The organism is Pseudacidovorax sp. 1753 (genome assembly GCF_040544975.1).
Lineage (GTDB): Bacteria > Pseudomonadota > Gammaproteobacteria > Burkholderiales > Burkholderiaceae_C > Xenophilus.
Map to the genome: position 1 here is coordinate 1 of NZ_JBEPKY010000039.1, position 13,952 is coordinate 13,952.

Genomic DNA, 13,952 nt, shown 5'->3' on the forward strand with positions numbered 1-13,952 from the left:
CGGGGCCTGGGGGCCGCGGGCGATTTCTGAAAAAGTATGAGCCCGCGGCCCCCAGGCCCCGGCCCCGGCGCGCGCCCCCTGGCGCCAACACCCCGGCGCCCAAACCCCGATCCGAGCACAACCGAACCGACCCCGGACTAGAACCAGTTCAGGCGGGCCTCAAACCCAGCCTCACCCCCAGCGCGGCGCCGGCTCGTCCTTCAGCACCTGCCGCCGCTGCGCGTAGTCCGGCAGCACGCGCCCCACCTCGTCCCAGAAGCGCGGACTGTGGTCCATCACCCGCAGATGCGCGAGTTCGTGCACCACCACGTAGTCGATGATCGGCAGCCGATAGTGGATCAGCCGCCAGTTGAGGCGGATCGAGCCGTCCGCGCTCGCGCTTCCCCAGCGGGTGGCGGCGTTGGACAGCGACAGTTTGGTCCACTGCACGCCCAGCTGCGGCGCGAAGTGCGCCAGCCGCTCGGTGAAGACGCGTCGCGCCTGCCGCGTCAGCCAGGCCTGCGCCGCGTCGCGGATGCGGGCCTCGCCCACGTCCGGCGAGAGTGCCAGCCGCAGCACCTGTGGCGCATCGGCGCTGCCGTCGCCCACGTCCAGCAGGCCGCCCGTACCGGCCTGGCGGTCGGTGGGGTCCAGGCGCAAGGTGACCATGCGCCCCAGGAAGGGCAACTGCGCCCCCTCGCGCCAGTCGATGCGGCCAGCCTCCCGCTGCGACTCGCGCTGGCGGGCCTCCGACAGCTTTCGCAGGATCCAGCCTGCCTTCTCCTGCAGGGCCGCCTCCACGTCGCGGATGGCCGCCCAGCGCGGCGCGCGCACTGCCAGACCCTCGCCGCTCACCGAGAAGCCGATGGTGCGGCGATGGCCCCGGTCGAAGGCATAGGCGATGCGCACGTCGCCCAGCACGATCTCGCGCGAGGCGCGCGGATGGGTGAAGACGAGGGTGCGGCTGTCCGGCGCGCGAAGCGGCTGCGCCGGCGCGGCCACGCCCTGGGGGGTCGGCGCAACGCCGCGCGCCTTCGCAGGCGGGAGGGGCGGCTCGACCGCCGGCGCTGGCGCCGGCGAATCGCCGAACAGGTCCAGCGTCAGCTGCAACAGCCGGTGCATGCCTGCGCCCTGCTTGCCGGCCGCCTTCAGTGGTAGGCCTCCGGGTCCAGGCGACGCATCTCGGCCTCGATCCAGGCCTGCACCTCGACCATGAGTTCGTCCGCCTTGCGGCCCGCGCTCGGGATGGCCGGGCCGATGGACACATGCACCGTACCCGGCGTCTTGACGAAGGCCTTGCGCGGCCAGCAGCGGGCGGAGGTCACGGCGATGGGAACGACGGGCGCGCCAGTCTCGATAGCCAGCCGCGTGCCGCCCGTCTTGTACTGGCCCACCTCGCCGCGCGGGATGCGCGTGCCTTCGGGGAACATGATGATCCACACGCCCTTGGCCAGCAGCTTCTTGCCCTGCGCCACCACCTTCTGGAAGGCCTGCGTGCGCTGCTTGCGGTCGATGTGCACCATGTCCAGCCGCGACATGGCCCAGCCGAAGAAGGGCACGTAAAGCAGTTCCTTCTTGAACACGTACGCCAGCGGATGCGGCATGAGCGTGGGCATCAGGAAGGTCTCGTAGGTGGACTGGTGCTTGACCAGCAGCACGGCACCGGCCTCCTTGTCCTGCGGCAGGTTCTCCATGCCGATGACCACGGGCCGGATGCCGAGGATCCAGCGCGCGCCGCCGATGGCCACGCCCAGCCAGCCGGCGGCGATGCGGTAGAGCGGCTCGCCGCGCACGAAGAGCGAGGCCAGCAGCAGCACGATGGCGTAGGGGACGACGGTGACCGCCATCCACAACACGTGAAGGGTCGAACGGAGAAAGGCCATCGGAACGAGGAAGGAGGAGGAGAAGGGAGGAGGAAGCGCCGCACCCGGCAAGTCGGACCGGATCAGGGACGGGGCCAGCCGCCGCGGCGGTTGGACAGGGTCGATGCCGGACGGATCATCAGCTGCGCGGCGCCGCGGGCGCGCCGGCCGGGGCCGGAGGCGCGGGCGCCGCATGGGCCTCGCGCGCCAGCAGGAAGCGGACGAAGTCGGCCAGGTCCTCGTGCACCTGGGTGCCGGGCGGAAACTCCGGCGGCAGCGGATGCACGCCCCGGCAGGCCGCGCCCATGCCGGTGAGCAGCAGGTGTGGCTCGCAGCCGGCGGCAGCGCCGGCCTGCAGATCGCGCAGGCTGTCGCCCACCGTGGGCACGCCGCGCAGGTCGATGCCGAAGCGCTCGCCGATCTGCGTGAACAGGCCGGGCCTGGGTTTGCGGCAGTCGCAGTCGTCCTCGGGACTGTGCGGACAGTAGAAGATGGCGTCGACGCGGCCGCCGAAGGTGGCCAGCATCTTCTGCATCTTGGCGTGCATGGCGTTGAGCGAGGCCACGTCGAACAGGCCGCGGCCCAGGCCCGACTGGTTGGAGGCGATCACCACATGCCAGCCGGCCTGGTTGAGCCGCGCGATGGCTTCGAGCGCGCCGGGCAGCGGCGTCCACTCGGTGTCGCTCTTGACGAAGTCGTCGCGGTGCTCGTTGATGCTGCCGTTGCGGTCCAGGATCACCAGCTTGAGGGCCTGGCTGCGCTGCTGCTGGCGGGCGTTCTCGGGCATGGGGATGGACTCGCGGGTTGAAAGACGGACAGCAGTGGGGTGCTCAGGCCGCCAGGCGCTCCAGCAGCGCCACGCGGTTCATCGCCCGGTGCAGCGCGGCCAGCAGGCCCAGGCGGTTCAGGCGCAGGTCGGCCTCGTCGGCATTGACCATCACGCCGTCGAAGAAGGCATCGACCGGCGCGCGCAGCGCGGCCAGGGTCTGCAGCGAGGCGGTGTAATCACCGGCGGCGAACTGCGCGTCGGCCTGCGGCACCACCTGCTGCATGGCCTGGTAGAGCGCCTGCTCGGCCGGCTCGCGCAGCAGGCCTTCGGTGACGTGGGCGTCGGCCTCGGGCGACTTCTTGAGGATGTTGCCGATGCGCTTGTTGGCAGCGGCCAGGGCCGGCGCCTCGGGCAGGCGGGCGAAGGCGCGCACGGCGGCCAGCAGGCGCGGCACCTCGGCCAGGCGCGGCGGGCGTTGGCCCAGCACGGCGTCGACCTCCTGGGCGCTGGCGCCCTGCTCGCGCAGGCTGCCGGCCAGGCGGTCGTAGATGAAGTCGAGCAACAAGCCGCGCCGTTCGGCCGCCTTTCCTTCAAAGGGCGGATAGCTGTCCGCCAAACCTGGCCGGAGCTCATCATCAATCATGAAGAACGCTGCGAAGGCAGCGTCAAGCAGACCATCCAGCGTCAACGGCAGGTCGCGCTCAATCAGCATGCGCACGACGCCCAGCGCATGGCGGCGCAGCGCGAAGGGGTCGCGGTCGCCGGTGGGCAGGTTGCCGATGCCGAACATGCCGGCCAGCGTCTCCAGCTTGTCGGCCAGCGCCACCGCCAGGCCGACCGTGCCGCGCGGCAGCTCGTCGCCGGCGAAGCGGGGCTTGTAGTGGTCCTCGATGGCGTCGGCCACGGCCGCGGGCAGGCCATCGTTGAGCGCGTAGTAGCGACCCATGATGCCCTGCAGCTCGGGGAACTCGCCGACCATGTCGGTGACCAGGTCGGTCTTGGCCAGCCGGGCGGCCTGCTCGGCCTGGGCCGCCAGCGCGCCGTCGCCCAACTGGGCGGCGATGGCCTTGGCGATGGCCACGACGCGCTGCACGCGCTCGCCCTGGGTGCCAAGCTTGTTGTGATAGACCACCTTGTCCAGCAGCGGCAGGCGCGATTCGAGGCTCTTCTTGCGGTCCTGGTCGAAGAAGAACTTGGCGTCGGCCAGGCGCGGGCGCACCACGCGCTCGTTGCCGCCGGTGACCGCGCTGGCGTCGTCGGGTCGGATGTTGCTCACCACCAGGAAGCGGTGCGTGAGCCGGCCCTGCGCGTCCAGCAGCGGGAAGTACTTCTGGTTGGCCTTCATCGTCAGGATGAGGCATTCCTGCGGCACGCCCAGGAACTCCTGTTCGAAGCTGCAGGTGAGCACGTTGGGCCGCTCGACCAGGGCCGTGACCTCGTCCAGCAGCGCGTCGTCGCGGATCGGCTCGCAGCCGTTGCCCACAGCCACCGCGGCAGCGGCCAGCTGGCGGGCGATCTCGGCGCGGCGGGCCTCGAAGCCGGCGATGACGGCGCCCTCTTCCTCCAGCTGCAGCGCGTAGTGGTCGGCATCGCGCAGCACGACCGGGTCGACCGCGGCCTCGAAGCGGTGGCCGTGCGTGTCGCGGCCGGCTTCCAGGCCCAGGGCGGAGACGGGCACCACCTCGGTGCCATGCAGCGCCACCAGGCCGTGCGCCGGGCGCACGAAGCTCACGCTGCTCCAGCCGGGCAGCTCGCAGCGGGCCTCCAGCTGGTAGCTCATGACCTTGGGGATGGGCAGCTTGGCGATGGCCTCGGCCAACGCCTTCTGCAGGCCCTCGGCCAGGGTGGCGCCAGCCACGGTGCTGTCATGGAACAGGGCCTCGGCCTTGCCATCCGGCGCGCGGCGCAGGCCGGCAGCGGCGGAGGCATCCAGGCCCAGCGCGGCGAGCTTCTTGGCCAGCGCGGGCGTGGGTTGGCCAGCGGCGTCCAGGCCGACGCTCACCGGCATCAGCTTCTGCGACACGGCCTTGTCGGCGGCGCGCGGCGCCACATTCGTGAGGTGCGCGGCCAGGCGGCGCGGCGAGGCATAGGCCGTGAGCACCGAGGCGCCGCCGGCCAGACCTTGCGCAACGAGCTGATCGCGCAGCACGCCGGCGAAGGCGTCGCCGAGCTTCTTGAGCGCCTTGGGCGGCAGTTCCTCGACGAAGAGTTCGACGAGCAGGCTGGGATGCGAGGACGTGGCGTTCATGGCTCAGGCGGCGGTGGACTCGTTGTTCTTCTTGGGGATCTGCGCGACCCATTCGCGCGGCGCCAGCGGGAAGCCCAGGCGCTCGCGGCTGTCGTAGTAGCTCTGCGCCACCGACCGGGCCAGGTTGCGGATGCGGCCGATGTAGGCGGCGCGTTCGGTCACGCTGATGGCGCCGCGCGCATCCAGCAGGTTGAAGGTGTGGGCCGCCTTGAGCACCTGCTCGTAGGCCGGCAGCGCCAGCTGCTCCTGCATGAGGTGCCTGGCCTGCTTCTCGTGCGCACCGAAGGCGGTGAACAGGAAGTCGGCGTCGGAATGCTCGAAGTTGTAGGTGGACTGTTCCACCTCGTTCTGGTGGTAGATGTCGCCGTAGGTGACGCCCGGGGCGTACTCCAGGTCGAAGATGCTTTCCTTGCCCTGGATGTACATGGCCAGGCGCTCCAGCCCGTAGGTGATCTCGCCGGTGATCGGCCGGCAGTCGATGCCGCCCACCTGCTGGAAGTAGGTGAACTGCGTCACCTCCATGCCGTTGAGCCAGACCTCCCAGCCCAGGCCCCAGGCGCCGAGCGTGGGGTTCTCCCAGTCGTCCTCGACGAAGCGCACGTCGTTCTTCTTGAGGTCGAAGCCCAGGGCCTCCAGGCTGCCCAGGTAGAGCTCGAGGATGTTGGAGGGCGCCGGCTTGAGCACCACCTGGAACTGGTAGTAGTGCTGCAGGCGGTTGGGGTTCTCGCCGTAGCGGCCGTCCTTGGGGCGGCGGCTGGGCTGCACGTAGGCGGCCTTCCACGGCTCGGGGCCCAGGGCGCGCAGGAAGGTGGCGGTGTGGCTGGTGCCGGCGCCCACTTCCATGTCGTAGGGTTGCAGCAGGGCGCAGCCCTGGGCGTCCCAGTAGGCCTGGAGCTTGAGGATGATCTGTTGGAAGGTCAGCATGGTGCGGGAAGAAGGCAGGCCGGAGGCAGTCGCAGCGCCGGCGCAGGGAACCGCGCATTTTATGGGCGTGCCCGCCGTGCGGCGCCGCGGCGGGCATGCGAGGCCGGCGGACGACTACACGGGCTGGCGGCGCGCGGGCCTGGCGAAGTCGGCTTGCCATCAGCAGCATGTCGGCTTCGCCCGACACACCGCCTGCCCCCATGCCCGCAGCCCCTGCCCTTGCCCCTGCCGCACCGCTCTTCGTGGTGCTCAACCGTGGATCGGGCCGAGGCAGCGCCGACGAGGCGCGCCAGGCCATCGAGGCCGCCTGCCGCGCCGCCGGTAGGGCGCTCTCGCTGCGCGTCGTCGGCCGGGGGCATCGCCTGCCCGACCTGGCGCGGGAGGCGGTCGAATCGGCCCTGGCCCAGGGCGGCATCGCCGTGGCGGCCGGCGGCGACGGCACCATCAATGCAGTGGCGCATGCGGCCCTGCGCGCCGGCTGCGCCTTCGGCGTGCTGCCGCAGGGCACCTTCAACTACTTCAGCCGGGTGCACGGCATCCCGGCGCCCATCGAGGAGTCGCTGCAGTCCCTGCTGACCGGCACGCCGCAGCCCGTGCAGGCCGGCGAGGTGAACGACCGCGCCTTCCTTGTCAATGCCAGCCTGGGCCTGTATGCCCGCATGCTGGAAGAGCGCGAGGACTTCAAGGCCCGCTTCGGTCGCCGACGCTGGGTGGCCTTCGGCGCCGCGCTGGCCACGCTGCTCAAGGGCTTTCGCACCTGGACGCTCCACGTGAGCGCGGGCGGCGGCACGCAGGTGCTGCGCACGCCCACGCTCTTCGTCGGCAACAACGCGCTGCAGTTCGAGCAGGTGGGCGTGGAGGAAGGCCAGGCCGTGGAAGAAGGCGGTGCCCTGGCCGCCATCGCGCTGGAGCCGCTGGGCCGGCTCGCCATGATCGGGCTGGTGCTGCGGGCGGCCATGGGCCGGCTGGGCAGCGCCTCCAAGGTGCGCAGCTTCACCTTCCGCGAGATCGAGGTGCAAGCGGCAACCGGCGCCTCCCCCGCGCGCCGACGCGTGCGCGTGGCCACCGACGGCGAGGTGCAGTGGATGGACATGCCGCTTCGCTTCCGCGTCTCGCCGCGGCCGCTGTGGCTGGTCAAGCGCCTGGATGCGAAGGCCGAGCGCGCATGAGGGATCGGCCCGCGCCCATGCCTCACGCCTTGCCACCCGGGAACCTGCCCGTCGAGCGTGACTGCGTGCTGCTGCACCTGTCGGACCCGCACTTCGGCACGGAGCAAGCGTCGGTCGTCGAAGCGCTGGTTCGATGGGTGCATGCCCAGGCGGCCGACGCCGTGGTGGTCAGCGGCGACATCACGCAGCGGGCCACACGGGCGCAGTTCGCGGCCGCCCGCGCATTCCTGCAGCGCCTGGATGCGCCACGCGTGCTCGTCGTCCCCGGCAACCACGACATTCCGCTCTTCGACCTCGGCACGCGGCTGCTTGCGCCCTACCGCCGCTACCAGGCGGCGCTGGGGGACGACCTGGAGCCCACGCTGGACCTGCCGCACTGCCTGGTGCTGGGCGCCAAGACCACACGCCGCTGGCGCCACAGCGATGGCGAGATCAGCCCTGCGCAGATCGAGCGCATCGCCCGCCGGCTGGCAGACGCCGGACCGGCGCAGTTGCGCGTGGTGATGGTGCACCAGCCGGTGGCCGTCACCCGGCCGGAGGACCACGAGAACCTGCTGCACGGCCGCGAAGCCGCACTGGCCCGCTGGGCAGAGGCCGGCGTGGACCTGGTGCTGGGCGGCCACATCCACCTGCCCTTTGCCGTGCCGCTGCCCCAGGCCGGCGGCGCCTGGGCCGTGCAGGCGGGGACGGCCGTGTCCTCGCGGGTACGATCCGGCGCCCCGAACTCGGTCAACCTGCTGCGCTGGCCCGGGGCGGACGATGACGGACGGCGCTGCTGCACACTGGAGCGCTGGGACTTCGACGCCCGCCTCGAGGCCTTCGCGCTGGCACTGACCGACACCCTGGAACTCCCGGCCCGCGGTTGACACCACCGGGGCTGGACCTGCACCCGACCCCAAGGATCGATGACCCCTGACGACTGGAGCGCGCTCGGTGCGCGCATGGGCAGCCTGGCCTGGACGGCCTTTCCCTTCATCGTGCTCGCGGCCATGCTGCTGGCATTGCTCGCAGGCAGCCTGGGCCTGGCCTGGCGCCGCCGCACCCGGCCAGAACCCGATGCGCCGCCACAGCTGGGGCGCATCGTGCCCGGGCTCGTGATCGGCTTCCTGTTGATCGTCGGCCTGGCCAGCCTGTTCACCCTCTTCGCCCGACACCTGGGCGAGGGCCGCCCCATGGGCCGCATGGACGACGCCCTGAGCATGGCCGTGGGCACTCACACGCCCGACTGGGCGAGGCAGGCCTTCTCCGTCTTCACGCACATCGGCGACCCGCTGCCGGTCGCCACCTTCGTGCTGCTCTTCGCCCTGTTCCTGCGGCTGCGCGGCCACCCGGGCTTCGCCTGGGGCTGGCTGCTGGCGAACGCGGGGAATGCGGTCCTCAACTATTCCCTCAAGCAGATCTTCGAGCGCGTGCGGCCGGTGCACGACACGCTGCTGGTGAATGCGCCAGGCTTCAGCTTTCCCAGCGGCCACAGCTCGGCCGCGATCGTGCTGTGGGGCATGCTGGCCTACCTGTGCCTGCGCATCGGCCCCAGGAGCCTGCGTCTGCCGATGCTGGCACTGGCCGCAGCGATGGCGGTGGCCATCCCGGCCAGCCGCGTCTTCCTGCAGGCGCACTTCCTGACGGACGTGGTCGCGGGCCTGTGCTCGGGCTCGGCCTGGCTGGCGATCAGCATCCTCAGTGCCGAGTCGGCGCGCCACCGGCGGCGCTCGCGGCTGTACGTGCCGGCGGCCTGAGCGCGGTTCGTGCGGCCGTGCAGCGAGGAATTCAGTGGCCCCTCGCGACACGGCACGGCACAGCGCAAGGCCACCGCATGCCGGGCCGCACAATCCCGCGCATGCTCACGATCCACCACCTGGGCCGCTCCCAGTCCGAACGCATCCTCTGGCTCTGCGAAGAGCTGGGGATTCCCTACACCCTGGTGCGCCACCAGCGCGACGCGACGACGATGCTGTCGCCGCCCGCGCTCAAGGCACTGCATCCGCTGGGCGCCGCACCGGTGATCGAGGATGACGGCCTGGTGCTGGCCGAGTCCGCCGCCATCGTCGACTACCTGATTGCCCGCCATGGCCAGGGCCGACTGCGGCTGGCGCCGGAGCATCCCGACTTCTCGCACTACCTCTACTGGTTTCACTTCGCCAACGGCAACCTGCAGCCGGTGATGGGCCGCCTGATGATGGTCAGCCGCGCCGGCCTGCCCGCCGACCATCCGGTGCAGCAGGCCGTGCAGGGCAGGCTGGACCGCGTGCTCGCACTGGTGGAAGCGCGCCTGGGCGAGGCCGAGCACCTCGCCGGCGCCGAATTCACCGCCGCCGACATCATGAGCGTCTTCTCCCTCAGCACCATGCGCCTGTTCCAGCCCGTGGACCTCGCGTCCTACCCCAACATCCGCGCGTGGTTGCAACGCATGGGCGCCCGCCCCGCCTACCAGCACGCGATGGCCAAGGGCGATCCGGATCTGGTGCCGATGCTGGGGTAGGCTCCCGCGCAGCCACCTCATGGCGGCCACATCGCTTCCGCAGCCCACCGACACAGAAGAGCCAATGCACGCACTGACAAGCCGGCGAAGATGAAGACTTCCGCCTATGACGTGGCGACGCACCTGCGCACGCCCGAGGAAATGACGGCCTACCGTGATGCTTGGCTAGAAGAGGCGCCGGACGATGCCGCCGGCATCGCTCGGGCCCTCGGCGATATCGCCCGCGCGAGGAACATGGGCCGCGTTATCAGTGAAGCCAACGTCAGCCGCGACAACTTGCGGTCCTGACGCCGGCCCGCACACGTCACCCCCTGGGCAAAAGGCCGCGGAGCAGGCCATACAAGCAGGCCCCGCGGAACCGGCTCTGCCGGGCCGCAGGGGCCGCCCCTTGAGGGGAGGCACGGCCACACGCAGTGAGGCCGTGCCATGGGGTGGTCAATATTCCCAGAAGATCCGCTGCAGCTCCTTCGTGTCGCGCGTCTTGGTCAGCGCCACCATCGCCAGGATGCGGGCCTTTTGCGGGTTCAGGTCGTGCGCCACCACCCAGTCGTACTTGTCGTCGGGCTGCTCGGCATTGCGCAGCACGAAGCCGCCGGTATTCACGCGCGAGCTGCGGATGATCTGCACGCCTTCGCTGCGCAGCTTCTGCAGCGCGGGCACGGCGCGGTCGGCCACCGAGCCGTTGCCGGTGCCGGCATGGACGAGCGCGGCCTTGCCCTTGCCGATGGCCTCGTACTGGTCGGCGGGCACGTTGCCGTAGCCGTAGGCGATGTCCACCGCAGGCAAGGCGGTGATCTGGTCGATGTCGAACTCCGATTGCATGGTGTGCTTCTTCACCGGCGCGCGGAACCAGTAGCTCTTGCCCTCGACGATCATGCCCAGCGGGCCCCACTGACTCTTGAAGGCCTCGGTCTTGATGTTGATGGCCTTGGCCACGTCGCGGCCCGACTGGATCTCGTCGTTCATCGTCACCAGCACGCCCTTGCCGGATGCGTCCTTGCTGGCGGCCACGTTGACGGCGTCGTACAGGTTTAGCGCGCCGTCGGCCGACAGCGCCGTGCCGGGGCGCATGGAACCGACCACCACGATGGGCTTGGCCGTGTGCACCGTCAGGTTGAGGAAGTACGCGGTCTCTTCCAGCGTGTCGGTGCCGTGGGTGACGACGATGCCGTCCACGTCGGCCTGCTTGGCCAGGGCCGAGACGCGCTTGGCCAGGGTCAGCAGGTTGTCGTTGGTGAAGCTTTCCGACGCGATCTGGAACACCTGCTCGCCACGCACGGTGGCCACCTTGGACAGCTCGGGCAGGCCGGCGATCAGCTTGTCCACCGGCACCTTGGCGGCGGCGTAGGTGGCGCTGTTGGCCGCCGAGGCGCCCGCGCCGGCGATGGTGCCGCCGGTGGCCAGGATCACCACATTGGGCAGGGCCTGCTGGGCCTGGGCGAGGGCAGCGCCGGCCATGAGCGCGGCGCCGGCAGCCAGGGCACGAAGACGGTAGGAAAGGTACATGCGGAAACTCCGTTATCGATATGTGGTCACACGGCCTGCACGGTCCTCAAGGAGGCTCTCGACCTTCCTGCAGGACCACCGATGCGGCCGCCCGCAACGCTAATCAGGATTTGTGCCGAGGCCCGCCGCGTTCGATGCCGAAGCGGCATCCGGCCATGCCCCGCAGTACCATCGCGCGACTCTCGACCGCCCTCGCGCTGCGCCTTGCCTCCCCATCTCTCCGATCCCGATATGCCTGCCGACGGCACCTCGCCCCCGCAGGAGATGCCCGCGCCCGACGGGCCTCTGTCGCGCGCACGCCCCGGGCGCGAGCGCATCCTGGCGGCCATCCGCGCGGCGGCCATCACCGAGTTCAGCCTCCACGGCCTCAAGGGCACCTCGACCCAGGCCATCGCCCAGCGCGCGGGCCTGACCAAGCCGCAATTGCACTACTACATCGCCGGCAAGGAAGAGCTCTACTCCGAGCTGCTGATGCAGGTGCTGCACGAGTGGAAGGTGGTCTTCTCCTTCGACGAGCATGCCAACGACCCGGCCCGGGTGCTGGCGGCCTACGTGCGGCAGAAGCTGGACCATGCCTTCGACAAGCCGGAGATGTCGCGCATCTTCACGCGCGAGGTGCTGGACGGCGGCCGCAACCTGGAGCGCTTCTGGCCCATGTCGCGCCAGTGGACGCAGAAGAAGATCGACATCATCGATGGCTGGATCGCCCGCGGCCTGATGCGCCCGCTCGATGGCCGGCTGCTGCTGCAGCACATCTGGGCCATGACCCAGTACCACGCCGACTACGCGCTGCAGGTGCGCTCGATGGGCGGCCTGCCCGAGGACGCGCACATCGACCGCGAGCCCATCGCGCGCGAGCTGATCGGCTTCGTACTCGCCGGCTGCGGCATGGCGGTACCGGCCGACGCCTGACGGCGGCCCGTCTCGCGCCCCCTCTTTCTCCTGCCTCCGACCTGCTTGCACCGCCCCGGTGCATCCGTCCTGGCACGCCACGTGCTTAATTTGACCGATTGCTCTGACTCATCGGTCAAACACCATGCGCGTGCTCGTCGTCTACTGCCATCCAGTCGAAACCAGCTTCGCTTCGGCCATGCACCAGGAGGTGCTGCGCAACCTGCGCGCCGCGGGCCACGAGGTGGACGACTGCGACCTCTATGCCGAGGGCTTCAACCCGGTGATGTCGCGCGAAGAGCGCCTGGGCTACCACGACGTGCCGGCCAACCGCGCGCCGCTGCAGTCCTATGTGGAGCGGCTGGAGCGGGCCGAGGCCATCGTGTTCTGCTTCCCGACCTGGTGCTTCGGCCTGCCCGCCATGCTCAAGGGCTGGTTCGACCGGCTGCTGATGCCCGGCGTGGCCTTCGACATCAGCGACCCGGCCAACGTCCGGCCGATGCTGCGCAACATCAAGCGCATCAGCGCCGTCGTGACCTACGGCCGGCCGCGCTGGATGGCCTGGTACATGGGCGATCCGCCGCGCAAGATCATCACACGCTACATGAAGCGGCTCACCGCGGCCCAGGCCCGGGTGGACTACCACGCGCATTACCACATGAACGTGGCGACCGAGGCGCAGCTGGGTCGCTTCAAGGCCCGCGTGGGCGCCGCCATGGCAGCCTTCCGCTGACCCCGAACCGGCCGACGCCATGCCTGCCTGTCTCGCCACCCGCCCCTCCGGCCCCGTGCGCCGTGCGCCGAAGGTCTGGCCATGACCACGCATTCCACCCCCGCCGTCCTGCGCCATGCCCGCCTGCCGGCCTGGCTGCTGGGCGACGCCTGGCCGCGCGCCGGCACCGCGCCGGCGCTCGCGCGCATCGAGCTGGCGCACGGCCGGGTGCAGGCCGTGGTGCCCGAAGATGGCAGTCCCATCGAGCCCGGCGCCTGGCAACTGCACGGCGCGCTGGTGCTGCCTGGCCTGGTCGATGCCCACGTGCACCTGGACAAGACCTTCACCCTGGCCCGCATCCCCGAGGTGCAACCCGGCCTGCTGGGTGCCATCGAGGCCTCGGTGGCCGACATGGCCCGCTGGACCCCTGAGGACATCCGCACCCGCGCCAGCCAGGGCCTGCAGTGGGCCTGGGAGGCCGGCACGACGCTGCTGCGCACCCACGTCAACTGGCCCGAGATCGGCCCGCTGCCCTGCGCCTGGCCAGTGCTCGACCGGCTGGCGCACGACTGGGCCGACCGCCTCACCCTGCAGTTGGTGAGCCTGACAAAGCTCGACAGCTTTGCCGACCCCGCCGCCGCGCGCACCGTGGCGGCGCAGGTCAAGGCCAGCGGCGCGCATGCGCTGATGGGCGGCTTCGTGCACTCCACCAACTGGAACGCACAGGCCATGCGCCACCTGCTGCAGGCGGCCCAGGCGCAGGACCTGGATGTCGACCTGCATGTGGACGAGGAGCTGCACCCGACGGCCGAAGGTCTGCTGGGCACGGCGCGCATCGCCCGCGAATTGGGCTTTGCCGGCCGCATCGTCTGCGGCCACGTCTGCGCCCTGGCGGCCATGCCCGAAGCCCGCGCGCTCTCCATCCTGGATGAGGTGGCACGCGCGCCCATCACGCTGGTCAGCCTGCCCATCACCAACCTGCTGCTGCAGGACGCCCGCACCGGCCGCACGCCGCGCCAGCGCGGCCTGACGCTGGTGAAGGAGGCGCGCGCCCGCGGCATTCCGCTGCTCTTCGCCAGCGACAACGTGCAGGACCCGTTCTGCCCCGTCGGCAGCTACGACCCGCTCGAAGGCATGGCCGCGGCGGTGCTGGCCGGCCAGCTCGATGCGCCCTTCGACCGCTGGTCCGACACGCTGTGCCGCGCGGACTTCCTGGCGCGCGGCATGCCAGGCGCGCCGCGGATGGTGGATGGGCCGGCCGACCTGCTGATCTTTACGCAGGCTGACGCCACCGCCTGGCCCTCGCGCACCGGCGCGCGCGTGCTGCTGCGCACGGGCGTGGCCCACGGCGCACCGCCAGCGGCCTGGATCGCACCCACGGCCGCGGCCACCGCCTGAACACGCTCCTCACGA

General features: G+C 70.9%; 14 protein-coding genes. 8 read left to right on the forward strand and 6 right to left on the reverse strand.

What is annotated here, in order from left to right:
• Positions 1-171: 171 nt before the first annotated feature.
• From ABIC63_RS29145 to glyQ, 5 genes are all read right to left on the reverse strand, one after another.
• Positions 172-1,101: a M48 family metallopeptidase gene (locus ABIC63_RS29145; RefSeq protein ID WP_354322353.1), complete on the reverse strand. Its 930-nt coding sequence runs from the start codon at positions 1,099-1,101 to the stop codon at positions 172-174.
• A gap of 26 nt (positions 1,102-1,127) precedes the next feature.
• Complete coding sequence (locus ABIC63_RS29150) at positions 1,128-1,862, reverse strand: lysophospholipid acyltransferase family protein (protein ID WP_354322354.1); 735 nt, start codon at positions 1,860-1,862, stop codon at positions 1,128-1,130.
• A gap of 118 nt (positions 1,863-1,980) precedes the next feature.
• Positions 1,981-2,628: a D-glycero-beta-D-manno-heptose 1,7-bisphosphate 7-phosphatase gene (gene gmhB, locus ABIC63_RS29155; protein WP_294375282.1), complete on the reverse strand. Its 648-nt coding sequence runs from the start codon at positions 2,626-2,628 to the stop codon at positions 1,981-1,983.
• A gap of 43 nt (positions 2,629-2,671) precedes the next feature.
• A complete protein-coding gene (glyS, locus tag ABIC63_RS29160) occupies positions 2,672-4,858 on the reverse strand; it encodes a glycine--tRNA ligase subunit beta (RefSeq protein WP_354322355.1) in 2,187 nt (728 codons plus the stop codon).
• A 3-nt stretch (positions 4,859-4,861) separates the two neighbouring features.
• Positions 4,862-5,782 carry a glycine--tRNA ligase subunit alpha gene (glyQ, locus tag ABIC63_RS29165; protein WP_354322356.1) on the reverse strand — a complete coding sequence of 307 codons (921 nt, stop codon included), beginning with the start codon at positions 5,780-5,782 and terminating at the stop codon, positions 4,862-4,864.
• A gap of 200 nt (positions 5,783-5,982) precedes the next feature.
• Here glyQ and ABIC63_RS29170 point away from each other — a divergent pair, with 200 nt between their 5' ends.
• The 5 genes from ABIC63_RS29170 (at position 5,983) to ABIC63_RS29190 (ending at position 9,718) form a co-directional block, all read left to right on the forward strand.
• Positions 5,983-6,951, forward strand: coding sequence for a diacylglycerol/lipid kinase family protein (locus tag ABIC63_RS29170; RefSeq protein WP_294375289.1), 969 nt, complete (start codon positions 5,983-5,985; stop codon positions 6,949-6,951).
• 17 nt (positions 6,952-6,968) lie between these two features.
• Entirely contained in the window at positions 6,969-7,817 is an 849-nt protein-coding gene (locus ABIC63_RS29175; protein WP_354322357.1) for a metallophosphoesterase family protein, read from the forward strand.
• Between the two features lie 39 nt (positions 7,818-7,856).
• Positions 7,857-8,687: a phosphatase PAP2 family protein gene (locus ABIC63_RS29180; RefSeq protein ID WP_354322358.1), complete on the forward strand. Its 831-nt coding sequence runs from the start codon at positions 7,857-7,859 to the stop codon at positions 8,685-8,687.
• A 101-nt stretch (positions 8,688-8,788) separates the two neighbouring features.
• Positions 8,789-9,430, forward strand: coding sequence for a glutathione S-transferase family protein (locus ABIC63_RS29185; protein ID WP_114804667.1), 642 nt, complete (start codon positions 8,789-8,791; stop codon positions 9,428-9,430).
• A 90-nt stretch (positions 9,431-9,520) separates the two neighbouring features.
• Positions 9,521-9,718 carry a helix-turn-helix domain-containing transcriptional regulator gene (locus ABIC63_RS29190; RefSeq protein ID WP_354322359.1) on the forward strand — a complete coding sequence of 66 codons (198 nt, stop codon included), beginning with the start codon at positions 9,521-9,523 and terminating at the stop codon, positions 9,716-9,718.
• Positions 9,719-9,865: 147 nt separating this feature from the next.
• Here the strand turns inward: ABIC63_RS29190 and ABIC63_RS29195 are convergent, their stop codons facing one another.
• Positions 9,866-10,936: a type II asparaginase gene (locus tag ABIC63_RS29195; protein ID WP_234197856.1), complete on the reverse strand. Its 1,071-nt coding sequence runs from the start codon at positions 10,934-10,936 to the stop codon at positions 9,866-9,868.
• A gap of 231 nt (positions 10,937-11,167) precedes the next feature.
• On the opposite strand from ABIC63_RS29195, the gene ABIC63_RS29200 reads away from it, so the two are divergent.
• The 3 genes from ABIC63_RS29200 (at position 11,168) to ABIC63_RS29210 (ending at position 13,937) form a co-directional block, all read left to right on the forward strand.
• Positions 11,168-11,848, forward strand: a complete 681-nt coding sequence (locus ABIC63_RS29200; protein ID WP_294375310.1) for a TetR/AcrR family transcriptional regulator — start codon at positions 11,168-11,170, stop codon at positions 11,846-11,848.
• Positions 11,849-11,972: 124 nt separating this feature from the next.
• Positions 11,973-12,560 carry an NAD(P)H-dependent oxidoreductase gene (locus tag ABIC63_RS29205; protein WP_354322360.1) on the forward strand — a complete coding sequence of 196 codons (588 nt, stop codon included), beginning with the start codon at positions 11,973-11,975 and terminating at the stop codon, positions 12,558-12,560.
• 81 nt (positions 12,561-12,641) lie between these two features.
• On the forward strand, positions 12,642-13,937 hold the full coding sequence (locus ABIC63_RS29210; protein ID WP_354322361.1) for an amidohydrolase family protein: 1,296 nt from the start codon (positions 12,642-12,644) through the stop codon (positions 13,935-13,937).
• Positions 13,938-13,952: the final 15 nt, after the last annotated feature.